This is a genomic window from Stenotrophomonas sp. STEN030 (assembly GCF_056759995.1).
On sequence record NZ_JBRREB010000034.1, the window covers coordinates 1 to 24,765 of the forward strand.

Consider the following 24,765-nt stretch of genomic DNA (forward strand, 5'->3'; position numbering starts at 1 on the left):
TTTGATTGTTTTTTGTGTCCGTCAAACCCGACTCCCCGGTTTGTTCTATAACCACCAGCTTCGGGGCTAAGGCCGCTCCCACAAATGCAGGCGGGATAGCGCACACCGGTTTGTAGGAGCGGCGTAAGCCGCGAAGCCGACCCAGTATCCGAGCAGGCGGGCTCTGCGTTCTCTTGGAAGATCTGGTTCCTTCGATTTTGGTTCCATGCAAGCCGACTGCCCCGAGGTGTTCAAGCACCACCAGCTTCGAGGCTGACGCTGCTCCTACAAAACAGGAGCGGCGTCAGCGGTCCAAAAAGAAAGGCGGCCATCGGCCGCCTTTCGGGTAGTGCTGGAAACCACCAGGCCACTCAGCGCGGCGAAGCCACCGCGCGATCGGAAGACGCGCCTTTCTTGCCGCCGCGTGCCGGAGCCGCATCCTCGGCCATCAGGTTGTCGCTGCCAAAGTCGGTGTCCACGTCCAGCCAGCGCTGTGTCGGCAAACCGATGGCGCGATCGAGGATGGTCGGCATCATGCCGCTGGGCAGACTGCTTTCGCCGTTCCACATGATGGCGATGCCAAGATCACGTTCCGGCAGCAGCGCGACCAGGCCGCGATAGCCCTGTACCGCGCCTGCGTGGAAGACCACCTGGTGACCGGAGTAGTCGATTACGCGCCATCCCAGCGCATAGCCTGCCGAGTCCAGGCGCTGGTGACGCCAGCCCGAGCGCATTTCGCCTGGGGTATTGACCAGTGGCGCATGCAGCGTTGCCAGCAACGGTGCCGGCAATACATCCGGACGGTGGCCGGTGTGGGCCAGCAGCCACTGCGCCATGTCGCTGGCACTGGCGTTGACGCCAGCAGCAGGTGCGACGCGGTAGTAGGTGGGCTTGGGCGTCAGCGACACCCAACCGTTGCGGCTGCGCACGTGCGGACGCGCCCAGCGTGAGCTGGCCTGGATACCGGCCAGGCCGAGGCTGGCATCGTTCATGCCCAGCGGCTTGAGGATGCGCTTTTCAACGGCCTGCTCGTAGAAGCTGCCCGAGGCCGCAAACACCACATCGCCGACCAGGCTGAAGGCGACGTTCTGGTAGGAATAGCATTCACCCGGCGCGCACTTCAGCGGCGCGGTGGCCAGCTTCTGGGTCAGCGAGTAGTAGTCGGCATTGGCCTCGACATCGCGGTCATAGGCATTGCTGGTAAGGCCGACGCGCTGGCTCAGTACATCGGCCACGGTCAGCTTGTCGGTTGCCTCAGGCGTAGCCAGGCGGAAGCCTGGTACGTAATCAGTGACCTTGCTGTCCCAGCGCAGGGTGCCGTCGTTGACCAGCAGGCCGGCCATGGTGCCGGCGAAGGCCTTGGACAGCGACGCCAGACGGAACACGGTATGCGCGTCCACTTCCTGCGGATTGCTGATATCGGTAACGCCATAACCACGTGCCGACAACACGCGGCCGTTCTGGACGATGGCCATGGCCATGCCGGGAACGCGGTTGCCGTAGGTCAACTGCTCGGCCAGTGATTCGATGGCGGCGACATTGAAGTCGGCCGGCAGCGGTTGCACCTGGTCCGGGCGCAGCGCGGTGCGGTAAGGCATCGGCTGCGTCGGTGATTGGTTCGGCGCGTTCTCCAGGTTCACCGGGAATGACGCAGCTGCTGGCATGGCGGCCGGTAGCGTGGTCTGGGTCGGAGTCTGCGCGGTAGACGACAATGCGAAGGGCATCAACACCCCAAGCAATCCCGATGCCACCGGGCGAATGTGCCGGCGCGTGCTCTTGTCTTTCATCGTGATCGGTGCCTGTAAGCTACTGCTGTGGGCGATTCTAGCGCCGCTTTTCACCATTGCACAAACGGGGAGAGAATGAATGGGCATCGCGTTGATATTGCTGGTCTTTCTTGTGGTGGTTGTCGCAGTTGTCGCTGTGGGTGTCGGGATCTATAACGGGCTGGTGCGTTCACGTAACGCCTATAAGAATGCATTTGCGCAGATCGACGTGCAGTTGCAACGGCGTTTTGACCTGATTCCGAACCTGGTGGAGACCGCCAAGGCCTATATGGGCCACGAGCGGCAGACCCTGGAAGCAGTGATCGCAGCGCGCAGCGCGGCGCAGTCAGGTTTGGCTGCAGCCAAGGCCGATCCGGGCGATCCGGCTGCGATGGCGCAGCTGGCGGCCTCGCAGGGGCAATTGAACGGCGTGCTGGGCAGGTTGATGGCGGTGGCCGAGGCCTACCCGGAGCTGAAAGCCAACCAGAACATGATGCAGCTCAGCGAAGAGCTCTCCAGCACCGAGAACAAGGTCGCCTTCGCGCGGCAGGCGTACAACGATGCGGTGATGGGCTACAACAATCGCCGCGAGACGTTCCCGGCCAATGTATTTGCCGACATGTTCAATTTCGCCACGGCTGCGCTGCTGGATATTCCGCTGGAGAAGCGCGAGCAGGTGCGCGAGGCGCCCAAGGTGCAGTTCTGAATCTGGCGCAGGCGTAACAGGGGCGCGGGATGAATTTCTTCGAACATCAGGCCCAGGCGCGGCGTAACTCCGGGCGGCTGGTGCTGCTGTTTGCGCTGGCGGTGCTGGCCATCGTGCTGATGGTGGACGCGCTGGTGTGGATCGGTACCGGCAGCGTGCGCGGCGTGCTGTGGAGCAGCGTGTTGACGCTGGCGGTGATCGGCCTGGCCTCGCTGTACCGGATCAGCTCGCTACGCGGGGGCGGCGAGGTGGTGGCCGTGCAGATGGGCGGCACCGAAGTGCCCGCCGATACCCGTGATCCAGCATTGCGGCGGCTGTGCAATGTGGTGGAAGAGATTGCCATTGCCTCCGGCGTGCCGATGCCGCGCCTGTATGTGCTGGAGCAGGAAGCGGGCATCAATGCGTTTGCCGCTGGCTATTCGCCAGCCGATGCGACCATCGCGGTTACCCGCGGTACCTTGCAGCGGCTCAACCGCGATGAGCTGCAAGGCGTGATCGCGCACGAGTTCAGCCACATCCGCAACGGCGACATGCGTTTGAACATCCGCTTGATGGGCGTGTTGTTCGGCATCTTGATGCTCAGCGTGATCGGCAAGCGCGTGCTGATGCATATGGGGGCTGGCCGCGCGCGTTTCGGTCGCAGTGTCGGGCCGGTGTTCCTGTTGATGCTGATCGGCTTGGCGGGCATCGCAATCGGCAGTATCGGCGTGTTGTTCGGGCGGCTGATCAAGGCGGCGGTATCGCGTCAGCGCGAAATCCTCGCCGATGCCTCGGCGGTGCAGTTCACCCGCCAGACGCAGGGCCTGGCCGGCGCGCTGAAGAAGATCGGTGGGCTCGACGACGGCTCGCATCTGGCTGACCGTGCCGGTGCCGAGGAAGTCAGCCATATGCTGTTTGGCGAGGGCTTGCGTCTGTCCAGCTGGTTCGCCACCCATCCGCCGCTGGTTGAACGCATCCAGCGCTTGGAGCCGTCATTCCGCGCCGAACAGCTGCAGAGACTTCGCGGCGACTGGTCCGCTGCGCCGCCCGACGGGCTGGCCGAGGATCGCGTGCTGGGCCTGGCGGGGCGCGATGCAGTGAGCGTGGATACGCTGCTGCCGCCGTTGCAGGGACTGCAGCGAGTGTCCGTTGATCCGGTACTGGTTGCTGCACAGGTAGCGACGCCTGCCGACGACGATTACCAGCAGGCAGTGCGCCTGGCCGGTAGTCTGCCGCTGCCATTGCGTGCATTGGCCGGCGATCGTGGCGCGGCACAACCGCTGTTGCTTGCAATGTTGCTGGACGTGGATGCCGCGGTCGCTGCCCGCCAGCGCGAAGCAGTGAGCGCGCAACTGGGCGAGCCGATGGCCGCCAGCATAGTGAGCATCGCGGCGGGCCCGTTGCGCGAGTTGCACGCTGCGCTGCGGCTGCCATTGGCGGCCTTGGCATTCCCGACCCTGCGCAGCTTGCCGCGCCCACAGCTGGCTGCGTTCATGGGTTGCATTGACGCACTGACCCATGCGGACGGGCGCATCTCATTGTTCGAATACTGCCTGTCGCGCTTGTTGCTGGTGCAGGTGCAGGCAGCCTTGGATCCATCGCGTCACCTGCATTTCGGCCGCCGCAAAGCCAGTGGCGTGCAGCGTGAGTTCGCCATCCTGTTGTCGGTGGTGGCGCGCGCCGGCAACCCCGGCGACGAAGCGGGCGCGCGTCGCGCCTACCTGGCCGGCCTGCAGCGCATCCTGCCGCAGGATCATCTGCCGTACGCGCCGCCCGCCGCCGGCGTGCTGGCTCTGGATGCAGTCTGGGCACCCTTGGATTCGATGGACCCGCTGGCCAAGCAGCTGCTGGTGGAGGCGGTGACCGCAACGGTGAGTCACAACCAGCGCATCAACATCGCCGAGGCCGAGTTGCTGCGGACGATCTGCGCTACCTTGCATTGCCCCTTGCCAGCGATGCTGCAGGTGGCGTGAGCAGCTTGTCTCCCTTCCTTGGCCGCTTGTCTCCCTCCCTTTCGCCAAAAGCGAAGGGGAGGGCCGGGGAGGGGTGTGCTTTCTGCCTCTGCTTGCTTCTCCCTGACAACAACCACTGGGCCTCACCCCAGCATCAACCCCGCTGCTCGCTCCGCAATCATGATGGTCGGTGCATTGGTGTTGCCGCTCACCAATGTCGGCATCACCGAGGCATCGATCACCCGCAACCCGTCGACGCCACGCACCCGCAGCTGCGGGTCGACCACGGCCGCGTCGTCGCTGCCCATGCGGCATGTGCCGATCGGGTGGTAGATGGTCTCGGCCTTGGCGCGGATGAAAGCTTCCAACCCGGCATCGTCCAGGTGCTCATCGGCGGGGAACAGCGCGGACTTCCGCCACGGTGCAAACGCCGGTTGCTGCAGGATGTCGCGGCTCAGGCGTGCGGCCTCGATCATCATCTTCAGATCGAAGCCTTCGGCATCGCTGAGGTAGTTGGCCTGGATGCGCGCTGGTGCAGCCGGGTCGGCGCTGGCCAGGCTGATACGGCCACGGCTGCGTGGATGTAGATAACAGGCGTGCAGGGTGTAGCCGTCGCCGGGCAGGCGATTGCGGCCGTGGTTGTCCAGCATTGCCGGGACGAAATGGAACTGGATGTCAGCGCGCTCGTCCGGCGCGAAACGCGAGCGAACGAAGCCGCCGGCTTCGGCCACATTGCTGGTGCCAGCACCCTGATGCCCGCGCAGGAAGTAGTTCAAGCCGATCATGATCTCGCTGGCGCGGTCGTAACTGACGCCGGGAACGCTGCGGTACAGCGTGCAGATATCCAGATGGTCCTGCAGGTTGGCACCAACGCCGGGTTGGTCGAGCTGAACCTCAATGCCTTGCGCACGCAGCGCATCGGCTGGGCCGATGCCGGACAGCATCAGCAACTGCGGAGAGTTGATCGCACCGGCGCTGAGCAGCACTTCTGCGGCCGCGTGGTATTGCTGACGCTGCCTGCCCAGGCGCAGGTGCACGCCGGTAACGCGACCTGCGTCGATCTGCAGCCGTTCCACCAACGCACCGGTGATCACCTGCAGGTTGGCGCGCGAACGCACTGGGGTGAGATAGGCGGCCGCTGAGGAGCAACGAGCGCCATCCTTCTGCGTTACCTGATACAGGCCTACGCCTTCGTGGTGAGGACCGTTGAAGTCGTTGTTGTGTGCATGGCCAGCCTGCTGCCCGGCGGCAATGAAGGCGTCGCTGAGTGGATTGACGTGGCGCAGGTCGGCCACCTGCAGCGGGCCGTCGGCGCCGTGCAGCGTATCGGCGCCACGCGCATTGCCCTCACTGTGGCGGAACCATGGCAGCACGCTGTCCCAGTTCCACCCGTTGGCACCGGCGGCTGCCCAGCGGTCGTAGTCGCCGGGTACGCCGCGCACATAGCACATGGCATTGATCGAACTGGAGCCGCCCAGCACCTTGCCGCGCGGCCACCACAGGCGGCGGTTGCCCAGCGCGGGCTCCGGTTCGGTGTCGTAGCTCCAGTTGACCTGGCGGTTGTTGACCAGGCGTGCGATGCCGGCCGGCATATGGATGAAAGGGTGCCAGTCGCGTGGCCCGGCCTCGATCAGCAGCACTCGTATCTGCGGGTCGGCGCTGAGCCGGTTGGCCAATACACAGCCGGCCGAACCGGCGCCGACGATGATGTAGTCGAATTCCTTCCCAGCTTCGCTCACAGTCTTCTCCGTCCCGAGTCACTCAGGATAGAACGGCGCGTTGTGCCGGAGTAAGCCCTGTCGCACTGGCGATGTTGCAGTGCATTAGATAACGTACGCGCTCTGCCGAGTCCCACCGGAGTTCCCCGATGCCGCCGTCCTCTCGCCACCCGCTGCGCCGGGGTGCCGCATGACCGTTTCGCGCAGACCCGGCGCTGTGTCACGCCTGTTGCTTGCGCTGCGCGGCTCGCCGCCGCTGTGGTGGTCGTTCCTGTACTTCTTCTGCCTGCTCAGCGGCTACTACGTGCTGCGCCCGGTGCGTGAGGCAATGGCGGCCTCGGCGGACATGGAGGCCTTGTTCCCGACAGGGTTGATCACGTGGTTTGCCAGCCATGGCATGCCGCTGAAGGACTTCACCCTGCAGTTCCTGTTCTCCTGCGTGTTCCTGATCATGCTGGTGCTGCAGCCGCTGTATGGCTGGCTGGTCAGCCGCTATCCGCGGCGGGTGTTCCTGCCGCTGGTGTATGGCTTCTTCATCTTCACCCTGTTCGTGTTCTACGCGATGTTCAGCGCAAACATCCCGGGGCGGGGCATGGCGTTCTTCTTCTGGATTACCGTCTTCAACCTGTTCGCGGTGGCGGTGTTCTGGAGCTTCATGGCCGACGTGTTCTCCAACGTGCAGGCGCGTGCGTTCTACGGCTATATCGGCGCGGCCGGCACGGTGGGGGCGTTCCTCGGGCCGATCATCACCAGTTCGCTGGTGCAGCGGGTCGGCATCGCCAACCTGATGTTGGTTTCTGCCGCGTTCCTGTCGATCTGCCTGTTCTGCATCTGGAAGTTGCGACCTTGGGCGGTGCAGCGTGAACGCGAGCAGCAGTTGGCCGACGGTGAGCAACCGATGGGTGGCAGCGTGTTTGACGGACTGAAGCTCATCGCACGCGAGCCGCTGCTGCGTTGGTTGGCGTTGATGGTGGTCTTCGGGGTCGGCGTGGGCACCATGTTGTACAACGAGCAGGCTGCGATCGTACGTCGCATGATCACCGATCCGGCGGCCAGTACCGCGTTCTATTCGCGCATCGACCTGGCGGTGAATGCCTTGACCCTGATCATCCAGCTGGGCCTGACCCGCTGGTTGCTGTCTCGTTATGGCGTGGCACCGGCGCTGTTGATTCCGGGTTTCGCGATCATCGTCGGCTTCTCGATAGCGGCAGCGTCACCGTTGCCGGTGATGGTGGCGGTGATCCAGGTGCTGACCCGCGCAAGCGAATTCTCATTGGGCAAACCCGCTCGCGAGACGATCTATACGCGGGTGGACCGGCAATGGCGGTACAAGGCCGGTGCGGCAATCGATACCGTTGTTTACCGTGGTGCCGACCTGACCTTCGCCTGGGTACACAAGGGCTTGTCCCTGTTTGGTTCGCAGGCGGTATTCGTCGGCGGTGCCGCAGTGGCGGTGATGATGACGTTGTCGGCGCTGGGCGTCTTGCGTGAAGAGAAGAAGCTGCCGCAGGATCGCTGAGTGATTACCCCGCGGCGGGTTGCCGCTGTGCTGCGAGGATGAGATGGCGATGAGCGTTTTGGGCGTGAGTGCAATGGTGGTGACGCTGCTGGTAGCGGCGTTGCACGTGTATTTCCTGGTGTTGGAAATGTTCCTGTGGACCAAGCCGCAGGGTTTGAAGACCTTCCGCAATACGCCGGAGAAGGCGCAGGCAACGCGAGTGCTCGCGGCAAACCAGGGGCTGTATAACGGCTTTCTTGCGGCAGGAATCATTACCGGACTGGTGCTGGCGCAGCCGGTGCTGGTGACGTTCTCGCTGATCTGCGTGTTGGTGGCCGGTGCCTATGGCGCGTACAGCGTCAGCCCGCGCATCTTCTACGTGCAAGCGGTGCCGGCAATCGTCGCGTTGCTGCTACGCGCGCTGTAGTGCCGAGCCATGCTCCGCAAGGGGCGTTACCGATAGATCCACATGTAGTGCCGAGCCATGCTCGGCAGAGGCATTACCCGTAGAGCCCCTGCCGAGCATGGCTCGGCACTACATTGGGGTTTGCTTGTAAGGCCCCTGCCGAGCGTGGCTCGGCACTACGGGTCATGCCTTCTTTGGCGATACCCACATCGCGATGCGGGCCTGGAAGACTTCGATGCCCTTGGTATCGGTCACCCGTACGAGCACCGGCAGGTCGTAGCCCTCTCCCGCACTGACGATGGGTGATTCCGGCATCGCTACCGCTGTCAGCATACCCAGCGCCTTGGCTTGGTACTTCACTTCCATGCCCTTCGGAATCCAGCGCATGTCGCCGGGCAGGCTGGCGTCCACCATCACCCCGCCGACCAGTTCGGCAAGATTGCACATCGCGATCGCATGCACCGTGCCGATGTGGTTGCTGATGCGGCGGCGCTGGCGGATCACGCCTTCGCAACGGCCCGGCTCCAGCACGGTGATCAGCGGCGAGATGCTGGCGAAATAGGGTGCCTTGAAGCAGACCGCGCGCGAGAACAGCCAGTTGCCGGCGGGCCAGCGGGTAAAGCGACGGTATAGCGAGAGCAAGGGCGCAGTCATGGCGTGGTGTCCTGATATGAAAACGGCGGGCACAAGGCCCGCCGTCTGTACTGCATGTGGATTGGCTTACGCGGCCTGCTGCGGCTGCGGGCGCTGTTTGCCCGGCAGGTCGTAGTAGCCGGCCGAACGCAGTTCGTGCGGTTCGAAGTCGTCCACGGTGATGGTGTCCATGGTCAGCTCGCGCAGTTCTTCCAGCAGCTTGCGCTCGTCCTGGGTGATCACGCCCTCGGCTACTGCTTCATCCAGCTGGGCAGCGAAGGTCAGGGCTTCGATGCCCTTGGTCTTCAGCGCCTTGATGAACTTGCGCTCCACCGGCTCGGCCATGATCGCCTTGGACAGGTAGCTGTTGATGCGGCCACCCGGGTTGTTCTCGCACGGGGTCAGGAACACGCCCTGGGCCAGGCGGTCACGGGCCTCGCCCGGTGCCATCAGCGTTGCGGCAACGCGGCGGCTCAGGCGATCGCCCGGTGCCTCGGCACGACGGCCGAACGGGAAGATCAGTGCCCACATCAGCCAGCCGATCGGACGGATCGGGAAGTTGCGCAGGGCAGCCGACAGCGATTCCTCGATCTTGTGCACGCTGTCGTGGAAGGCCCAGGCCAGCAGCGGCTGGTCAGCGCTCGGTGCACCTTCGTCGTGGTAACGCTTGAGCATGGCGCTGGTCATGTAGATGTGGCTGAGCACATCACCGAGGCGACCCGACAGCGATTCCTTGAACTTGAGTTTGCCGCCGAGCGTCATCATCGAGATGTCGGCCATCAATGCAAGGTTGGCCGAGTAACGGTCGAGCTTGCGGAAGTAGCGGCGGGTGTAAGCGTCGCCCGGGGCGGCACCGAAGCGCGCACCGGTCAGGCCGAACCACAGCGAACGCACGGCGTTGGAGATGCCGAAACGGACGTGGCCGAACAGCGCCTGGTCGAATTCACGCAGGCCGGCCTTGCGGTCTTCATCCTGCGCGGCCTTCATTTCCTTCAGCACCCATGGGTGGCAGAGGATGGCACCCTGGCCGAAGATCAGCAGCGAGCGGGTCATGATGTTGGCACCTTCCACCGTGATGGCGATCGGTGCGGCCTGCCAGCTGCGGCCGGCAAAGTTGCGCGGCCCGAGGATGATGCCCTTGCCGCCGATCACGTCCATCACGTCGGAAATGACTTCGCGGCTCATGTTGGTGCAGTGGTACTTGGCGATCGCCGACGGCACCGACGGCACGTCGCCACGGTCAACCGCGGCTGCGGTCGCCTGCGACAGCGCGCTGATCTTGTACGCCTTGCCGCCGATGCGGGCCAGCGCTTCTTCCACACCTTCAAAGCGGCCGACCGACAGGCCGAACTGCTTGCGGATGCGTGCGTAGGCACCGGTCACCACCGCGCCGGCCTTGGCACCGCCGGACGCGGTGGAGGGCAGGGTGATGGAACGACCAACGGCCAGGCACTCATTGAGCATGTTCCAGCCCAGGCCACGCTTCTCGGCACCGCCGATCAGCTGGCTCATCGGGATGAACACGTCCTTGCCGCGGACCGGGCCGTTCTGGAAGGTGGAGTTCAGCGGGAAGTGGCGACGGCCGATTTCCACGCCATCGGTGTCACGCGGCAGCAGTGCCAGGGTGATGCCGATGTCCTTGGTATCGCCGAGCAGGCCGTCCGGGTCGTACATGCGGAAGGCCATGCCGATCAGGGTCGCGACCGGGGCCAGCGTGATGTAGCGCTTGTCGAAGGTCAGCTTCAGGCCCAGTACTTCCTCGCCCTTCCACATGCCCTTGCAGACGATGCCGAAGTCGGGAATCGAGGTCGCATCGGAGCCGGCGAACGGGCCGGTCAGGCCGAAGCAGGGCACTTCCTGGCCGATGGCCAGGCGCGGCAGGTAGTAATCCTTCTGCTCCTGGGTGCCGTAATGGTTGAGCAGTTCGCCCGGGCCCAGCGAGTTGGGGACGCCGACGGTGGAGCTGACTACGCTCGACACCGAGGCCAGCTTCTGGATCACCTTGTGGTGGGCCAGTGCGCTGAAGCCCAGGCCGCCGTATTCCTTCGGGATGATCATGCCGAAGAACTTGTTCTTCTTGATGAACTCCCACATGTCCGGCGGCAGGTCCGCGTGTACATGGGTGATCTCGAAGTCGTTGACCATCTTGCACAGTTCTTCCACCGGGCCATCCAGGAAGGCCTGTTCTTCGGCGGTGAGCTGCGGCTTTGGATAGTTGAGCAGGATGTTCCAGTCCGGGTCACCGGTGAACAGCTCGCCTTCAAAACCGACCGAGCCGGTTTCCAGGGCGATGCGCTCGGTCTTGGATAGCGGCGGCAGCACTTTGCGGAACACGCCCATGAACGGTGCGGTGATCAGCGGCTTGCGCAGGAATGGCAGCAGCACCGGCACGCAGATCAGCGCAACGATGGCGGCAGCGACGATGATCGCGGTCTGGTTGACGCCGGCAAACCAGCAGATGGCCAGGGCCGCCACACTGATGACCGTCCATACGACGAGCCGCATGCGGTGGTAGGCAACAAAGGCACCTGCAAGCAGCAGGGCCAGGAAAGGTACGACGATGCTCATGGACGTGCTCCGGTAACGTGCTCGGTTCGGGCGGACGCTGCGGAAGGCAGTGCGTCCAGATAGTTCAACACAGCGGCGGTAAACGCATTGTTGTCATCGCCGGCCACCATGTGGGTGGCGTGGGGCAGATGGACATGCTGCGCGTGCGGCACCAGCGCCATGAATTCTTCAACGGTCTGCGGCGAGACCAGATCACTGCGACCGCCGCTGACCAGCAGCAGCGGGCATTGCACTTGTCGTGCGGCGTCGGCGATGACGCCCTGGTGCTGTTCGCTGTCGCGCGCCAGTTCGTTGACCAGGCGCGGGTCCCAATGCCAATTCCAGCGGCCGTCCTTGCCTGGGCGCAGCAGCGCACGCAGCGAATCTTCGCTCTTGCGCGGGCGGTGCGGCATGTAGGCGGAGATGGTGTCGGCAGCGGCCTGCAGCGAGGCGAAACCGTCCGGATGCGCGCTCATGAAAGCGAGGATGCGCTCCACGCCGCTGGTTTCCCAGCGCGGGGTGATGTCCACCAGCACCATTGCCGAGAACAGGCCCGGCCAGCGCGCTTCGGCCATCAGTCCGAACAGGCCGCCCATGGAAGCGGCGACCAATACCGGCGGGCGCGGCAGCTCGCCCGCTACCACGATCAGGTCATCGGTGAACTGATCGCCGTGGTAGGGCAGGTCGCTGGCATTCCAGTCCGAATCGCCATGGCCGCGCGCGTCATAGCTGAGCGTGGCGTGGCCTTCGGCGTTGAGCGTTTCTGCAGTTGCAGTCCATGCGCCGCGGGTCTGGCCGAAGCCATGCGCGAACAGGATGCAGGGTTGTTTTCCGCTGGTTCTGGACGCGCCCAGGCCAGCGCCATGCGCGCCTTCCAGTCGGATGTCTTCAGGGGAAACAGCTATAGAAGTTGGCGTAACCATACCTGATGGTATGGAATGGCCTGAATGGCTGTCAATACCTATGAGTATGGAAATGCTGGCTGGGGCGGGTGAGGGCGGCAGGCCTGATCATTTATTTGCCAGATTGTCCTTATTTTTGTTGCCTACATACTGCAACCAGTCCCCGCCGTATGGTTAAATCTGCCCATGAACGATTCTTCAGTTTCCAGCACCGAGTCCCGTAGCACGCGGAACAGCCGCCTGAGCGCGGATGACTGGGCGCAAGCGGCATTGGACTTGATCGCTGAACAGGGTGTAGGTGCGGTGGCGGTTGAACCGTTGGCCCGTCGCCTCGGTGTGACCAAGGGCAGCTTCTATTGGCATTTCCCCTCGCGCGACGCGCTGTTGCAAGCGGCCTTGGAGCGCTGGGAAGTTGTGGAACAGCAGCAGGTTTTCGGCAGCCTGGAAGAGGTGCCTGATCCGCGCACGCGGCTACGCGCGCTGTTCCAGTTGGTCGCCCACGAGGTCACCCCGCACGTGATCTACAGCGAACTGCTCAAGGCCTTGGACAACCCGATGGTGCGTCCGGTGATCGATCGTGTCTCGCAGCGGCGCATGGAATACCTGATCGCCTCGTTCCGCCAAGCCGGGCTCAGCTCCACCGATGCACGCCATCGCGCGCGGCTTGCCTATGCGGCGTACGTAGGCTTCCTGCAACTGTCGTTGCAGCTGCAGCAGCCCAAGCAGGCCCGCGAAGATTTCGAGGCCTATGTCGAGCACGTGATCGAGACGTTGATTCCGAACGGCTGAGTGGGGTGTTGGTGGTTTCGTGTATGTAGTAGAGGGGTGGCTTGCCCGTCATCTGGGCTTGGAGCAGCGTTCGAATCGCATACATAGTAAAGGCCGCATCTGCGGCCTTTTTTGTGCCTGCGTGCCGATGGTTCGCGCAGCGTCGCTCAAAAGCGCGTCCGGCTGCGGTTCGTTCCGGAGTTGAGCGGTAAAAAGAACAACGGCCCCATGTGGGGCCGTTGTTGGATTACAGATCAATCAACCGATCAGAACTTCTGGTTGTACTTCAGGTAGATCACACGACCGATATCGAAGCCGCCGTAGTTGGGGAACTGCGACTTGGGTGCGCTGAACATGATCGGACCCTTGTGGTCGAACACGTTGTTGGCACCGACGGCCACGGTGGCATTCCACGGGGTCTTGTAGCTGAACTGCAGGTCGTGGAAGGTGTTGGCGCCGACACGGCGGACCGGGTCATCAGCACCATTGGCAATGCGGTCCGGATCGGTACACGGGCGACCGGCGATGCAGCTTTCCTTCATGCCGGAGAAGTAGCGAGCCATGTAGCTGACAGCAAAATCACCGCGCTCCCAGTTCACGCCGAGGTTGGAACGAACACGGAAGTAACCCGCATCGCCCACGCCGCCAACCATGATTTCATCGCCATCGTCGTTCTGGCCAGCAGTGTCGTACTTGACCACGTAGCTGCTCTGCCAATCGACGGTGAACTGACCGATCGACAGTTCCGGCAGGCGGTACTTGACGCCGAAGTCGAAACCTTCGGTCTCCATTTTGCCGAGATTAGCCAGGCCGTAGAAGATGTTGGTCAGGTTGCCATTGCTCGGGTCGCGGACAATGCGGCCTGAGGCGCAACGCGAAGCATCGCCCAGCACGTAGCAGTCACGCAGGATGCGGTCCACGCCGTCCTCGATGATCATGCTTTCGATTTCGTAGCGGTACCAATCCAGGTTCAGGTCCAGGCCTGCAACCCACTTCGGGCTCCATACGAAGCCTGCGGTGTAGCTCTTCGAGGTTTCCGGGGTCAGGTTCGGGTTGGAGCCGGACAGGTACTGGCTCGAGCTCTGGCACGGCCACGCGGTGCAGGGCACCAGGCCTTGGCCCAACTGCACGTAGTTGGCGGGAACGCCAGCGGCGGTACAGGCGGGGCTGCCAGCAACATTGCCCGGGACGCCGACCGAGCACGGGTCGTTGTAGTACTCGAACGAGCCGCCGATGCCGCCGTACAGGTCGGAGATGGCCGGGGCGCGGAAGCCTTCGGCGTAGGTGGCACGGACCAGCATGTCTTCAGCTGGACGCCAGACCAGGCCGAACTTGCTGTTGAGGGTGTCGCCGAAGTTGCTGTAGTCGGAATAGCGAGTAGCGACGTTCAAGGTCAGCTCCTTCGCGCCCGGCAGGTCAGCCAGGATCGGCACGTTCAGCTCCAGGTAGACTTCATCCACCTTGTAGGAGCCTTCGGTGGTCGAGGCCGGCAGGCCGGTCGACATGCCCGACTGGTTGAACGCGTCCGGGACGAAACGACCCTTTTCTTCGCGGTGTTCGACGCCGACGGCGAAGCCGAGGTCGCCGGCCGGCAGGGTGAACAGCGAACCGGCCAGGTCAGCTGTGAAGCTGGTGGTCTTGGTCACGCCCGTGTCGGTGTAGTACGGGAACAGCTGCTTCTGCAGCTCCTTGTCGGCCAGCGAGCCAGGGCCGCTGACGCCGTACGGCAGCAGTGGATTCCAGGCCAGGCAGTTTTCGATCGGGGCAGCAGCCGTGCCGCAACGTGCTACGCCATTGGCGTCGATGTAGGACGGGCCAAGCGCGGCCGGAGAGGCCAACAGGCTCATGTCGCCATGGCCGGTCTTGGTGAGCTGGTTGCGGTTCCACAGCGCGCCAACGGTCCAGTCGAAGTTACGCTCGCCAATTTCGAAGAAGCCACTGACGGTCGGCGCGAAGCGCAGGGTCTTCAAGTTGTTGTCGGTGGTGCGTGGCACTTCCCACAGGCGGCGACGGAATTCCAGGTCGGTTCCGACCGGATTGAACGCACTGTCGGCCGACAGCGGGGTGCCAAAGGCCTGCGACTGGTACGGATAGCCCGCGACCTGCTGCAGGGTGGCGCGTTCGTTGTACAGGATGTCGGCGTTGAACGTGACCTTGTCGGTCAGGTCATAGTTGCCGTTGACATACAGCGACTTACGCTCGACGCCGGTGGCCACCATCATCTGTTCATTGCTGTTTGCATTGAACTTCGTGGTGTGAAGCTCATAGCTGGAGCGCTGGGTCGGGTCCTTGCCCGGGGTCAGCGTCCACCACTTGGCAGCGGAAGAGGGGCTGCAGGGTTCACAGAACGAGCCGTTCTGGCTGACCGGGCTGGCGCCCGAACCTGGGTAGGCCGGGCCAGCGTTGCCGTACTTGGAGAACTCGCGGTCCTTTGCCCATACCGGGTCGGAGTTGGAGTACTCAGCCGACAGCGTCACGCCGCCACGCTCGCCCTCGGCACCGAGGGTCATCGAGTACTGGTTGGTCTGGCCATCACCTTCGCTGTACTGGCCGATGTAGGCGCTGGCTTCGGCGCCATTGAAGCGCTTGCGGGTGATCACGTTGACCACAGCGGCGATGGCATCCGAGCCGTAGATGGCCGAGGCGCCGTCCTTCAGGATTTCGATGCGCTCGATGGCCGCCATCGGGATCTGACCAAGATCCTGGTAGCCGCCGGTGGTGGCGCCGAGGCGCTTGCCATTCATCAGGATCAGGGTGCGGGTGGCACCAAGATTGCGGATGTCGACGTAGTAGCCGCCAACGTTTTCGCCGGAGGCCAGGACCTGCGAACGCGAGATCGCCGGCGAGCCAGCGGAGGTCATGTTCTGCAGCACTTCGGCGACCGAGGTGAAGCCCTGCTTTTCCAGGTTTTCGCGGGTCAGGGTCAGGATCGGCTGCTGGGTTTCGATGTCGGCGCTGCGGATGCGCGAACCGGTGACTTCAAGGCGGTCGAGCGTAGTGGGCGCGTTGCCTGCTTCCTGCGCAAGTGCGGTGCCGGTGAAGCCGGTGCTTGCGACAAGCGCAAGTACAACTGCATCACGCAGTTTGTTGGTCTTGCAAATCATGGGTTCTCTCTCTCTGCCAAGTGGACTTGGTATAGCTGGTATGGCCGCTGGCGGATCCGAAAAGCGGATCCAAAACCATGGGCTTGGGACCGATAGTACTTGCGACTGCAAATAAATTAAAGATTGGTTAATGAAGTTGTGGAAATTAGTCAAATTCAGCAAAGTCGAGCATGGGCATTTGTCCATGCCAGTTGCTGCAATGCAGAACGCCCCGACAGGCGGGGCGCTTTCCAGATCAGACTGTGAAGGATTACAGGTCCTGTTCGTAACGGACGTACGGGATTGCCCCGTCGTCATTGCTTTCGTTACGTGGCGAGAACGGGTTTTTTCCGCGGGTGATCACGTTCTCGGCGCCGACCGTGAGCTGGCCGCTCCACGGGGTGCGCCAGGTGATGCCCAGGCCCAAGCCTTCCCACTTGCCACTTTGGCCAGGGGCGTCGACCACGCGGCCGATTACATTGGCGCTGAAGGCGCCGTAGCCGCCTCCAACGCTCAGACTCTTGCTGTCCCACTGGTCGGCAATTGCCGGGGCGGCGTCGGTCAGCGGGACCAGGCGTGCTTTGGCATAGGTACCGCCGATGGAGACGAAGCCTTCGCGGCCGATGTTCTTCTGGCCAAATACGGTCAGGTCGTTCTGTTCGACCCGTGCTGCGCCGGCCTTGCCACCGTTCGACAACCAGGCGGGGAGCGTGTCGCGGCCAGTGCCGGCGGTAATGCCGACGCGACCGCCGGGGCGGTTGAACGCGGTGGTGGCCGAGATATGACGATCATTGTTGTCGTCGTCATCCCCCAGGCTGGCGAGCATGCAGTGGCTGGCAAGCCCGCCAATACTGCTGCCGCCGCTGCCGTTGCAGAGCAGGCCAAGCGAGTCGCCAGAGGACAGGCCAAAGGCCGCATCCAGCGAGCTACGGCCGAAATTCCAGCGTGCCCCGACGTTCTGGGTGCCGGTGGGTTCCAGGTAGAGCAGGGCCTCGACCTTGCCGCTACCGCGGTTCCAAACCGGCAACACGGTGCTGTCCACGGCACGAGGCTTGCTCTGCGCATGCGCGCCCGTGACCACGCCAAGGGCGATCATCAGGGCAAGCGGTAGGCGGAGTAAGGCGTTCATGGACTCAGTAAGACCCCGTTGGCGCCAGGAAGTTCCCGGCGCGTGAGTTCTCGATCCTATGCGGTTTATGGTTTCTTAACAAGTCTTCGCCCTCCCCAGAACGTAACTCGTTGGACCGTTATTGCAGCCGCTCGGGAGCTGGCTGGTTGGCCGGTGTGGAACTGAACAATACGCCGAATTCTGCTAATGGGAAGTGATATTCCTGGCCGCAGAACTCGCAGCGCACTTCGACCTGCCCGGTGGGCTCGGCGGCGGCGCGGGCTTCCTCTTCGCCCAGCGACTGCAGCATCGAGCTGACCCGCTCACGCGAGCAGGAGCAGCCAAAGCTCAGGGCCTTGTCACCGACCAGCTCCGGGTTCTCCTCATGGAACAGGCGGTGCAGCAGCTCGCTGCCCGGCAATGCCAGCAGCTCGTCGCGGCCAAGGGTGTCGAACAGCGCGCCAGCACGGACCCAGCCATCCTCGTCGCCTTCGTCGCCCGGCAGTTTCTGCAGCAGCAGGCCGGCGGCATGCTCGCCGTCGCTGGCCAGCAACAGGCGCGTCGGCAGCTGCTCGGAGTGGCGGAAATAGTCCTCGAAGGCCTCGTCCAGGTTGTCGCCGGTCAAGCCAACCAGGCTCTGGTAGCGCTGCGGTTCGCGCGGGTCCAGGCCCGGGTTCTCGATGGTGATGGCGAGCAGGGCATCCTCGCCCAATGCCTTCAGCGTGGTCGGGGCGTCTTCGCCGTCGTTCAGCTGGACGATGCCGCGCAGGGTGCCAGCCGAGGTGCATTCGGAGAACAGCGCGCGCAGGGCAGTACTGCTGCGCAGCTGAATGGACAGCCGCCCGTCGACCTTGGTGTGGCCGGTGAACAGTGCCGAGGCCACGCTGGCCTCACCCAGCAGGCGCGTTGCGGCGGCCGGGTAGTCGCCATGGGACAGGATTTCGCGCCAGCTCTGGCCCAGCCGGACATGGACACCGCGCACACCGGCGGCGGGCAGGAGGAAGCGGACAAGCAGGTCGGAAGTGTCGGTCATGGGGGCAGCATCTACGCGAGGTGGGGCCGGTGCCGGATAATGCGCCGGACAAAAGGTTTTGCAAGGTGGATAACAATGGGGGCGGAGCAGGCCGAGCTCAAGGTGGAGCAGGGGGCAGGTGCGGGAACAGGGCGTAGGCGGCGCTGGGTTCGGTGGTTGCTGTGGGCGCCAGTAGCGTTTGTCGTGTTCAGCGTCTTGCAGGTATTGGTGCTGCGCTTTGTCGATCCGCCATTTTCCACGGTGATGGCATTCCGTCAGGTTGAGGCGCTGGCGCAGGGGGACTGGAAGTTCCGCATCCGCTACCAATGGCGTGATCTGGATCAGATGGCGCGCAGCGTGCCGATATCGTTGGTGGCGGCCGAGGACCAGCGGTTCCCGGACCACAACGGTTTTGACCTGCAGGCGATTGAGAAGGCGCGTAAGCACAATGAGCGCGGTGGACGCCTGCGCGGTGCCAGTACCATCAGTCAGCAGACTGCCAAGAACGTGTTTCTGTGGCAGGGCCGCAGCTGGCTGCGCAAAGGTCTGGAGGTCTGGTACACGGTGCTGATCGAAGCGCTGTGGCCGAAGCAGAGGATCATCGAGATGTACGCCAATGTGGCTGAGTTTGGCGACGGCATCTATGGTGTGCAGGCGGCATCGCGTGCCTATTGGGGCAAGGATGCTGCGCGCCTGAGTCCTGCCGAGAGCGCGAGGTTGGCAGCGGTGCTGCCGTCGCCGCGGCGCTACAATGCAGCCAAGCCCGGTCCTTATGTGCAGCGCCGCGCTGCCTGGATCCAACGGCAGGCGCGCCAGCTGGGTGGGGCAGACTATGTCGACGACGGCAATTGATCTCATGGCTGTTGTTAGACTTTGCCAATGAATACGCCAGAACGCCTGACCCTGCTGATCACCGCTTTCAACGAGCAGGAGGCGTTGCCGCAGTTGCATCCGCGCCTGTGTGCGCAGCTACAGGCACTGGAAGGTGATGTTGATGGCCGCATTCTGTATGTCGATGACGGCAGCAGTGACGCGACCTGGGCAGTGATGCAGCAACTGGCGGCGCAGGAACCACGGGTTTCGGCGCTGCGGCTGTCGCGTAATTTCGGCAAGGAAATCGCTTTGACCGCAGGACTGGACTTCATCGAAGAGGGTGCGGTGATCCTGTTCGATGCCGATGGCCAGGATCCGCCGGAGATGATTCCGCAGTTCGTAGCGCTATGGCAGCAAGGCTATGACGATGTGTACGGCACGCGTTTGGAGCGCGGTGGTGACGGCTGGCTGAAGCGGTTTACTGCGGCGGCTTTCTACCGGGTGATGGGGCGTTTGTCGAAAACGCCGATTCCGGCCGATACCGGTGATTTCCGCCTGCTTTCGCCACGCGCGCTGGCCGGCTTGCGGCAGCTGCGCGAGCGCCATCGTTTCATGAAAGGACTGTTCGGTTGGGTTGGCTATAACCGGGTCGCACTGCCTTATCGACGTGAGCCGCGTTTGGCCGGCAACAGCAAGTTCGGCTTCTGGAAGCTGTGGAACTTCGCGCTGGAGGGCATCACCAGCTTCTCCACTGCGCCATTGCGGGTGGCGACCTATCTGGGTCTGTTCACCGCCGCTGGCGCGTTTGGGTTTGCGATATGGGTGATCGGCAAGGCCGCGCTGTATGGCGACCGGGTCGCAGGCTGGCCGACGATGATGGCGGTGATCCTGTTCCTGGGCGGGGTGCAGCTGATCGCGCTGGGCCTGATCGGCGAATACCTGGGGCGGATGTACATGGAGGCCAAACAGCGGCCTTTGTACCTGATCGATACCTGGCAGCCAGGGAACGTGGCAGTATCTGCCCCATTCGCCAGCGCAGGAGAACGCCATGCAGACCGTTCGACAGTTGCTAGGGGCCAAGTCCCCTGAGATCCACGCGGTGCCGCCGGATGTGGCGGTGGTGCAGGCGATCCGGCTGATGGCCGAGAAAGGCATCGGCGCGGTACTGGTGATGGACGGCCGCAAACTTGTCGGCATCCTTTCCGAGCGCGACTACGCACGCAAGATCGTGCTGATGGACCGCTCTTCGGCAACCACGCCGGTGCGCGAGATCATGACCGCCGAGCTGGTCACCGTGGCGCCCACGGTGACGGTGGAGCAGTGCCTGGAGCTGGTGACCAATCGCCGCATCCGTCATTTGCCGGTGCTGGACGGTGACGAAGTGGTGGGTGTGATCTCGATTGGCGACCTGGTCAAATCGGTGATCGAAGCGCAGCGTCGCGAGCTGGGCCAGCTGCAGCAGTACATCACCGGTACCTGAAGTGATTGGCGCTACTTGGCGTAGCGTCCGCCACAATCCACGTCCTTGCCCGGCCCGGTCTCGATGGTGGCCAGCAGTGCTGCGGGCGGGGCGATATTGGCCAAGGTCAGGGCAATCGCGCCGCGCAGGCCCAGCGCCTTGAAATCAGGGCGGAAGGACGGGTCCTTGAAGCTGCCGCCGATACGCAGCGGTGAGCGCAGTGCGAGGATGCTTATATCTTTCGGCCGTGGTCGCAGCAGCAGGTTCAGCTGTTCCTGCTTGAGGTCGACGGTGCCTTCGCCGATGACCAGCGTGTCGGTAGTGTCGAAGGCCAGCGCGCGTGACTGCATCGTGCCATTGCGTACGCCGAAATCAGCGAAGGCGCAGCGTAGTGGAATCTGCTTGTCGCCGCTGAACAGGAACTTCACCGATTCGGCGATATCCAGGCCTGCCAGTTCCATCAGCAGGTTGCCGATATGGCCGCGGCCCATGCCCAGGGAAACATCACCATTGCTGCTGCCGAGCATGGCAGCGATGGAATTGCCGGTGCCACTCAAGCGGATGTCACCGCTGATGCCGCCCGCGGCCTGTTCGGCAAGCTTGGCATCCGGGAACAACTGACCAAGCTGGACCCGGCGCAGGCTGGCATTGAGCGTGGTGGCGATCTGCGGCCGGCGTGCATCCATGCGCACGGTACTGCGGATGTCGCCGCCGGCCACGCCGAAATTGAGTGGCTCCAGCCGCAGCAGCCCGTCATCCAGCAGCAGATGCGCATCCATGTCGTCCAACGGCAGCGTGGGTGCATTGATGCGCTGTGCCTTCCAGCGCACGTCTGCATCCATTGCGCGCAGCTTGCCCAGGTTATAGGGCGTGTCCGGCAAGACCGTAGCTTTGGCTGCGAGTTGTGCAGCCTGCGCTTTCTGTTCTGCATTGGCAGATTCGTCGCCACCGGTCTTTGGTGGCGCGCCAATGAAACCGGCCAGATCGTCGAAATCCAGTCGTTTGGACAGCAGGTTGGCGGTCAGGCGCGGGCGCTCGCCGGCAACGTCGATTTCGACATCGCCGGCCAGATCGCTATCGCCGACTCGGCCGCTGAACGTCTCATAGCGCCATCGTTGGTGCTCGCGTTTGAGTCGGCCATCGAGTTGGTATGGCGGCGATGAGGGGACGGCGATACCGATCAGTGGATACAGATCGCCCAGGTCCTGCCCGCTGAGCTTGAACTGCAGGTCGAATGCCTGCAGCTGGAAGGGATTGGTCAAGCTGCCGGTGGCGATGGCGTGTGTGGCACCGGCGCGTGCATCCAGGTGGATGTGAAAGGGATGGTCGCTGTTGCTGAGTTGCAGCGGCGATTCAGTGCCGCCTTTGAGTGTGAATGCCGCACCGCGCCAGCGGCCTTTGCCGTCGACATGGAGTGGGGGCGCGGCGTCAGCTTGCTTTGCTTCGCCGCTGCGCACCGCCAGATCGATGCTGCTGCGGCCTGGTACATCGAGGAACTGCAGCCTGCCATCGCTGATGCGCAGGCGCTGCAACTGCAATGCCTGCCCACCGCCGCCGTTGAGGAAGTTCCAGTTGCCCGGCTCGCCCTTGCGTGGAGCGGTCTGCAGCAGCACATGCGGGCGAGTGAGGCGGATCTCCGGCAGCTGCACACTGCCGCGCAGCAGTGGCCATAAGCGGATTTCGATTTCCACGCGATCGGCGCTCGCCATCTGTGGTTGCTCGGCCCAGCTGGCGTTGGCAAAGGTGATGTCGTCGCCACGAATGGTGCTGGTGCGGCCAAGGTCGACGTCGAGATTGCCGATATGCAGGGCACGGCCGGTGCGCGCCTGCACCGCACGTTCCACCGGCCCTTTGAACCAGTTCCAATCCCACAGCAGGATCAGAACGATGCCAGCAAGCAGCACCAAGGCGGTAGCGATAAGCCAGCGTTGGCCACGTTTGTCTGGGCGCTGCAATCGCCAGCGCGACGCAGGTGGCGTAGCCGGGGGCGTGGACGTATTCACGCACCCATCGTGGCGGTGGGCATGTTCACATCACGCGAAGCGGGCATTCGCGTGATGTGTAGAGCGTGCTTATGAGCGGCTGATGGATATTGCGGTTGCTACAGGATCTGCGCGGTCACCGAAACGAAGTGGCAGACGCTGCCGGCAATGACGAACAGGTGCCAGATCGCATGCGAATACGGCAGTTGCTCGCGGTGATAGAACACAGTGCCCAGTGTGTAGAAGATGCCGCCGGCAAACAGCCAGCCCAGCGTCCAACCATCCAATGAGTTCCACATCGGCTTGATCGCGACCACTACCAGCCAGCCCATCGCGATGTAGATGGCAGTGGAGAGCTTCTTGAAGCGGCCGGTATAGAACAGTTTGAACACCACGCCAAACAGGGCAAGCGCCCAGATCGCGGTGAACATTCCCCAGCCCCAGGGGCCGCGCAGGCCGATCAGGGTGAATGGGGTATAGGTGCCGGCGATCAGTACGTAGATCGCGCAGTGGTCGAAGATCTTCAGCCGGCCCTTTGCCACCGGGTGCTGAATGGCGTGGTACAGGGTGGAGGCGGTGTACAGCAGCAATAGCGCTACGCCAAAAACAATGGCGCTGGCCAACTGCCAGCCATCGCCATAGATCGCAGCGAGGGTGATGAGTACAGCGCCACCGGCCAGTGCACTGACCGCGCCTAGACCGTGGGTCAGGGCGCTGGCGACTTCTTCGCGGATCGATGCGGCTGTTGCAGTCATGAGAGGGTAATGGCGCGAGCTGGGGGAGGCCCGGAGCTGGCTATCATCACCCCGAATGGCGGCGTGTGCACGCCGCCATCGGACTTAGGCGACCGAAACCGTGTGTGCGGCTTCGCGCGTGGCAGAGAAACGCACGTCCGGCGCGCGTTCCTGGGCCAGCTGCAGGTTGACCCGGGTCGGGGCCAGATAGACCAGATGACCTGCCGCATCGATGCTGAGATTGCTGGCGTTCTTCTCGCGGAACTCCTCCAGCTTCTTGGCATTGCTGCAGCTCACCCAGCGTGCGGTGATCACCGAGACCGGCTCGAACACCGCTTCCACGCCGTACTCGTCCTTCAGACGATACGCGGCTACGTCGAACTGCAGCACGCCGACCGCGCCGAGGATGAGGTCGTTGCTCATCAGCGGACGGAAGAACTGGGTTGCGCCTTCCTCGGACAGCTGGGCCAGGCCCTTCTGCAGCTGCTTGAGCTTGAGCGGGTCCTTGAGACGGGCGCGGCGGAACAGTTCCGGGGCGAAGTTGGGGATGCCGGTGAAGGTGATTGCCTCGCCTTCGGTGAAGGTGTCACCGATGGAGATGGTGCCGTGGTTATGGATGCCGATCACGTCGCCCGGCCAGGCCTCGGCGGCGATCTCGCGGTCGCTGGCCATGAAGGTCAGCGCATTGGCCAGCTTCATTTCCTTGCCGGTACGCACGTGGAAGGTCTTCATGCCAGCGGTGAACTTGCCCGAGCACACGCGCATGAAGGCGACGCGGTCGCGGTGCTGTGGGTCCATGTTGGCCTGGATCTTGAACACGAAGCCGGTCAGCTTGTTTTCCTGCGGGGCGATGTCGCGACCGGTGGTGGAGCGGGTTTGTGGCGCCGGTGCATGCTCGACGAAGAAGTCCAGCAGCGGCTGCACGCCGAAGTTGTTGACGCCCGAGCCGAAGAACACGGGGGTCTGCTTGCCGGCCAGGTAGGCCTCGACATCGAACGGGTGGCTGGCGCCCTGCACCAGCTCCAGCTCGTCGCGCAGGTCGGCCAGCATCTTCTCGCCGATCTTCTCGGCCAGGCCGGGTGCGTCCAGCGACGGGAAGATGGTTGAATCCTGACGGGTGAAGTTGCGGCCCTGTTCGTACAGATGCACTTCGCCGGTGAGCAGGTGCACCACGCCCTTCAGGCGCGTGCCCATGCCGATCGGCCAGGTGACCGGCGCGCACTGGATGCCGAGCACGGTTTCTACTTCATCCAGCAGATCGATCGGCTCCTTGCCTTCGCGATCGAGCTTGTTGATGAAGGTCATGATCGGGGTGTCGCGCAGGCGGCAGACTTCCATCAGTTTGATGGTCCGCTCTTCCACGCCCTTGGCCACGTCGATCACCATCAGCGCCGAGTCCACCGCGGTAAGCACGCGGTAGGTGTCCTCACCGAAGTCGGCATGGCCGGGGGTGTCGAGCAGGTTGATGATCTTGTCTTCGTACGGGAACTGCATCACTGACGAGGTGACCGAGATGCCGCGTTCCTTTTCCAGTGCCATCCAGTCCGAGGTGGCATGGCGCGCGGCCTTGCGGCCCTTGACCGAGCCGGCCATCTGGATCGCGCCCCCGAACAGCAACAGCTTTTCGGTCAGCGTGGTCTTGCCCGCGTCAGGATGGGAAATGATGGCGAAGGTGCGGCGGCGCGCGGCTTCGGTGGCGACTTCGGACATGGCAGGGGCG

19 protein-coding genes are annotated in these 24,765 nt (G+C 63.5%); 8 read left to right on the forward strand and 11 right to left on the reverse strand.

Annotated features, from left to right (window positions below; genetic code table 11):
• Positions 1 to 350: 350 nt before the first annotated feature.
• A complete protein-coding gene (locus ACVOLR_RS12845; protein ID WP_481536772.1) occupies positions 351 to 1,766 on the reverse strand; it encodes a serine hydrolase domain-containing protein in 1,416 nt (471 codons plus the stop codon).
• Between the two features lie 79 nt (positions 1,767 to 1,845).
• Between ACVOLR_RS12845 and ACVOLR_RS12850 the strand changes: the two genes are divergently transcribed.
• Both ACVOLR_RS12850 and ACVOLR_RS12855 read left to right on the forward strand, forming a co-directional pair.
• Positions 1,846 to 2,451, forward strand: coding sequence for a LemA family protein (locus ACVOLR_RS12850; protein WP_481511021.1), 606 nt, complete (start codon positions 1,846 to 1,848; stop codon positions 2,449 to 2,451).
• Positions 2,452 to 2,480: 29 nt separating this feature from the next.
• Entirely contained in the window at positions 2,481 to 4,403 is a 1,923-nt protein-coding gene (locus tag ACVOLR_RS12855) for a M48 family metallopeptidase (protein WP_481536773.1), read from the forward strand.
• Between the two features lie 122 nt (positions 4,404 to 4,525).
• On the opposite strand, the gene ACVOLR_RS12860 is transcribed toward ACVOLR_RS12855, so the two are convergent.
• On the reverse strand, positions 4,526 to 6,121 hold the full coding sequence (locus tag ACVOLR_RS12860) for a GMC family oxidoreductase (protein WP_481536774.1): 1,596 nt from the start codon (positions 6,119 to 6,121) through the stop codon (positions 4,526 to 4,528).
• A 169-nt stretch (positions 6,122 to 6,290) separates the two neighbouring features.
• On the opposite strand from ACVOLR_RS12860, the gene ACVOLR_RS12865 reads away from it, so the two are divergent.
• Together ACVOLR_RS12865 and ACVOLR_RS12870 are read left to right on the forward strand one after the other, a co-directional pair.
• The gene (locus tag ACVOLR_RS12865; RefSeq protein ID WP_481536775.1) at positions 6,291 to 7,619 is read left to right on the forward strand and encodes an NTP/NDP exchange transporter; all 1,329 of its coding nucleotides are present in this window, start codon (positions 6,291 to 6,293) and stop codon (positions 7,617 to 7,619) included.
• Between the two features lie 49 nt (positions 7,620 to 7,668).
• On the forward strand, positions 7,669 to 8,025 hold the full coding sequence (locus tag ACVOLR_RS12870) for a DUF1304 domain-containing protein (RefSeq protein ID WP_481536776.1): 357 nt from the start codon (positions 7,669 to 7,671) through the stop codon (positions 8,023 to 8,025).
• A gap of 162 nt (positions 8,026 to 8,187) precedes the next feature.
• On the opposite strand, the gene ACVOLR_RS12875 is transcribed toward ACVOLR_RS12870, so the two are convergent.
• The 3 genes from ACVOLR_RS12875 to ACVOLR_RS12885 all read right to left on the reverse strand — a co-directional run bounded on the left by ACVOLR_RS12875 (position 8,188) and on the right by ACVOLR_RS12885 (position 12,107).
• Positions 8,188 to 8,658 carry a hotdog fold domain-containing protein gene (locus ACVOLR_RS12875; RefSeq protein WP_481536777.1) on the reverse strand — a complete coding sequence of 157 codons (471 nt, stop codon included), beginning with the start codon at positions 8,656 to 8,658 and terminating at the stop codon, positions 8,188 to 8,190.
• A gap of 66 nt (positions 8,659 to 8,724) precedes the next feature.
• Complete coding sequence (locus ACVOLR_RS12880; RefSeq protein WP_481536778.1) at positions 8,725 to 11,205, reverse strand: acyl-CoA dehydrogenase; 2,481 nt, start codon at positions 11,203 to 11,205, stop codon at positions 8,725 to 8,727.
• A complete protein-coding gene (locus ACVOLR_RS12885) occupies positions 11,202 to 12,107 on the reverse strand; it encodes an alpha/beta fold hydrolase (protein ID WP_481536779.1) in 906 nt (301 codons plus the stop codon). Before ACVOLR_RS12885 ends, ACVOLR_RS12880 begins: the two co-directional genes overlap by 4 nt.
• A 165-nt stretch (positions 12,108 to 12,272) precedes the next feature.
• On the opposite strand from ACVOLR_RS12885, the gene ACVOLR_RS12890 reads away from it, so the two are divergent.
• The gene (locus ACVOLR_RS12890) at positions 12,273 to 12,875 is read left to right on the forward strand and encodes a TetR/AcrR family transcriptional regulator (protein ID WP_303747121.1); all 603 of its coding nucleotides are present in this window, start codon (positions 12,273 to 12,275) and stop codon (positions 12,873 to 12,875) included.
• Positions 12,876 to 13,120: 245 nt separating this feature from the next.
• On the opposite strand, the gene ACVOLR_RS12895 is transcribed toward ACVOLR_RS12890, so the two are convergent.
• The 3 genes from ACVOLR_RS12895 to hslO form a co-directional block, all read right to left on the reverse strand.
• Positions 13,121 to 15,958 (reverse strand): TonB-dependent receptor plug domain-containing protein, encoded by a 2,838-nt coding sequence (locus tag ACVOLR_RS12895; RefSeq protein ID WP_481536780.1) that lies wholly within the window; start codon positions 15,956 to 15,958, stop codon positions 13,121 to 13,123.
• A 250-nt stretch (positions 15,959 to 16,208) separates the two neighbouring features.
• Entirely contained in the window at positions 16,209 to 17,033 is an 825-nt protein-coding gene (locus ACVOLR_RS12900; RefSeq protein ID WP_481536807.1) for an XOO1806 family protein, read from the reverse strand.
• A gap of 151 nt (positions 17,034 to 17,184) precedes the next feature.
• Positions 17,185 to 18,078 carry an Hsp33 family molecular chaperone HslO gene (gene hslO, locus ACVOLR_RS12905; RefSeq protein WP_481536781.1) on the reverse strand — a complete coding sequence of 298 codons (894 nt, stop codon included), beginning with the start codon at positions 18,076 to 18,078 and terminating at the stop codon, positions 17,185 to 17,187.
• 75 nt (positions 18,079 to 18,153) lie between these two features.
• Here hslO and mtgA point away from each other — a divergent pair, with 75 nt between their 5' ends.
• The 3 genes from mtgA to ACVOLR_RS12920 are packed head-to-tail and all read left to right on the forward strand — an operon-like array spanning position 18,154 to position 20,350.
• A complete protein-coding gene (gene mtgA / locus ACVOLR_RS12910) occupies positions 18,154 to 18,909 on the forward strand; it encodes a monofunctional biosynthetic peptidoglycan transglycosylase (protein WP_481536782.1) in 756 nt (251 codons plus the stop codon).
• A gap of 27 nt (positions 18,910 to 18,936) precedes the next feature.
• Complete coding sequence (locus ACVOLR_RS12915) at positions 18,937 to 19,959, forward strand: glycosyltransferase family 2 protein (RefSeq protein WP_481536783.1); 1,023 nt, start codon at positions 18,937 to 18,939, stop codon at positions 19,957 to 19,959.
• The gene (locus ACVOLR_RS12920; protein WP_481536784.1) at positions 19,919 to 20,350 is read left to right on the forward strand and encodes a CBS domain-containing protein; all 432 of its coding nucleotides are present in this window, start codon (positions 19,919 to 19,921) and stop codon (positions 20,348 to 20,350) included. Before ACVOLR_RS12915 ends, ACVOLR_RS12920 begins: the two co-directional genes overlap by 41 nt.
• A gap of 11 nt (positions 20,351 to 20,361) precedes the next feature.
• Here the strand turns inward: ACVOLR_RS12920 and ACVOLR_RS12925 are convergent, their stop codons facing one another.
• The 3 genes from ACVOLR_RS12925 to ACVOLR_RS12935 form a co-directional block, all read right to left on the reverse strand.
• Positions 20,362 to 22,332 (reverse strand): AsmA family protein, encoded by a 1,971-nt coding sequence (locus ACVOLR_RS12925; RefSeq protein WP_481536785.1) that lies wholly within the window; start codon positions 22,330 to 22,332, stop codon positions 20,362 to 20,364.
• A 98-nt stretch (positions 22,333 to 22,430) separates the two neighbouring features.
• Positions 22,431 to 23,066, reverse strand: coding sequence for a PAQR family membrane homeostasis protein TrhA (gene trhA, locus ACVOLR_RS12930; RefSeq protein WP_481536786.1), 636 nt, complete (start codon positions 23,064 to 23,066; stop codon positions 22,431 to 22,433).
• 84 nt (positions 23,067 to 23,150) lie between these two features.
• A complete protein-coding gene (locus ACVOLR_RS12935; protein ID WP_481536787.1) occupies positions 23,151 to 24,755 on the reverse strand; it encodes a peptide chain release factor 3 in 1,605 nt (534 codons plus the stop codon).
• Positions 24,756 to 24,765 lie beyond the last annotated feature (10 nt).

Bases quoted from the DNA above. Each gene is read 5' to 3' on its own strand.
- ACVOLR_RS12845 (WP_481536772.1), bottom strand. From the start codon at position 1,766: ATGAAAGACAAGAGCACGCGCCGGCACATTCGCCCGGTGGCATCGGGA.
- ACVOLR_RS12850 (WP_481511021.1), top strand. From the start codon at position 1,846: ATGGGCATCGCGTTGATATTGCTGGTCTTTCTTGTGGTGGTTGTCGCA.
- ACVOLR_RS12855 (WP_481536773.1), top strand. From the start codon at position 2,481: ATGAATTTCTTCGAACATCAGGCCCAGGCGCGGCGTAACTCCGGGCGG.
- ACVOLR_RS12865 (WP_481536775.1), top strand. From the start codon at position 6,291: ATGACCGTTTCGCGCAGACCCGGCGCTGTGTCACGCCTGTTGCTTGCG.
- ACVOLR_RS12870 (WP_481536776.1), top strand. From the start codon at position 7,669: ATGAGCGTTTTGGGCGTGAGTGCAATGGTGGTGACGCTGCTGGTAGCG.
- ACVOLR_RS12875 (WP_481536777.1), bottom strand. From the start codon at position 8,658: ATGACTGCGCCCTTGCTCTCGCTATACCGTCGCTTTACCCGCTGGCCC.
- ACVOLR_RS12880 (WP_481536778.1), bottom strand. From the start codon at position 11,205: ATGAGCATCGTCGTACCTTTCCTGGCCCTGCTGCTTGCAGGTGCCTTT.
- ACVOLR_RS12885 (WP_481536779.1), bottom strand. From the start codon at position 12,107: ATGGTTACGCCAACTTCTATAGCTGTTTCCCCTGAAGACATCCGACTG.
- ACVOLR_RS12890 (WP_303747121.1), top strand. From the start codon at position 12,273: ATGAACGATTCTTCAGTTTCCAGCACCGAGTCCCGTAGCACGCGGAAC.
- ACVOLR_RS12895 (WP_481536780.1), bottom strand. From the start codon at position 15,958: ATGATTTGCAAGACCAACAAACTGCGTGATGCAGTTGTACTTGCGCTT.
- ACVOLR_RS12900 (WP_481536807.1), bottom strand. From the start codon at position 17,033: ATGATCGCCCTTGGCGTGGTCACGGGCGCGCATGCGCAGAGCAAGCCT.
- hslO (WP_481536781.1), bottom strand. From the start codon at position 18,078: ATGACCGACACTTCCGACCTGCTTGTCCGCTTCCTCCTGCCCGCCGCC.
- mtgA (WP_481536782.1), top strand. From the start codon at position 18,154: ATGGGGGCGGAGCAGGCCGAGCTCAAGGTGGAGCAGGGGGCAGGTGCG.
- ACVOLR_RS12915 (WP_481536783.1), top strand. From the start codon at position 18,937: ATGAATACGCCAGAACGCCTGACCCTGCTGATCACCGCTTTCAACGAG.
- ACVOLR_RS12920 (WP_481536784.1), top strand. From the start codon at position 19,919: ATGCAGACCGTTCGACAGTTGCTAGGGGCCAAGTCCCCTGAGATCCAC.
- trhA (WP_481536786.1), bottom strand. From the start codon at position 23,066: ATGACTGCAACAGCCGCATCGATCCGCGAAGAAGTCGCCAGCGCCCTG.
- ACVOLR_RS12935 (WP_481536787.1), bottom strand. From the start codon at position 24,755: ATGTCCGAAGTCGCCACCGAAGCCGCGCGCCGCCGCACCTTCGCCATC.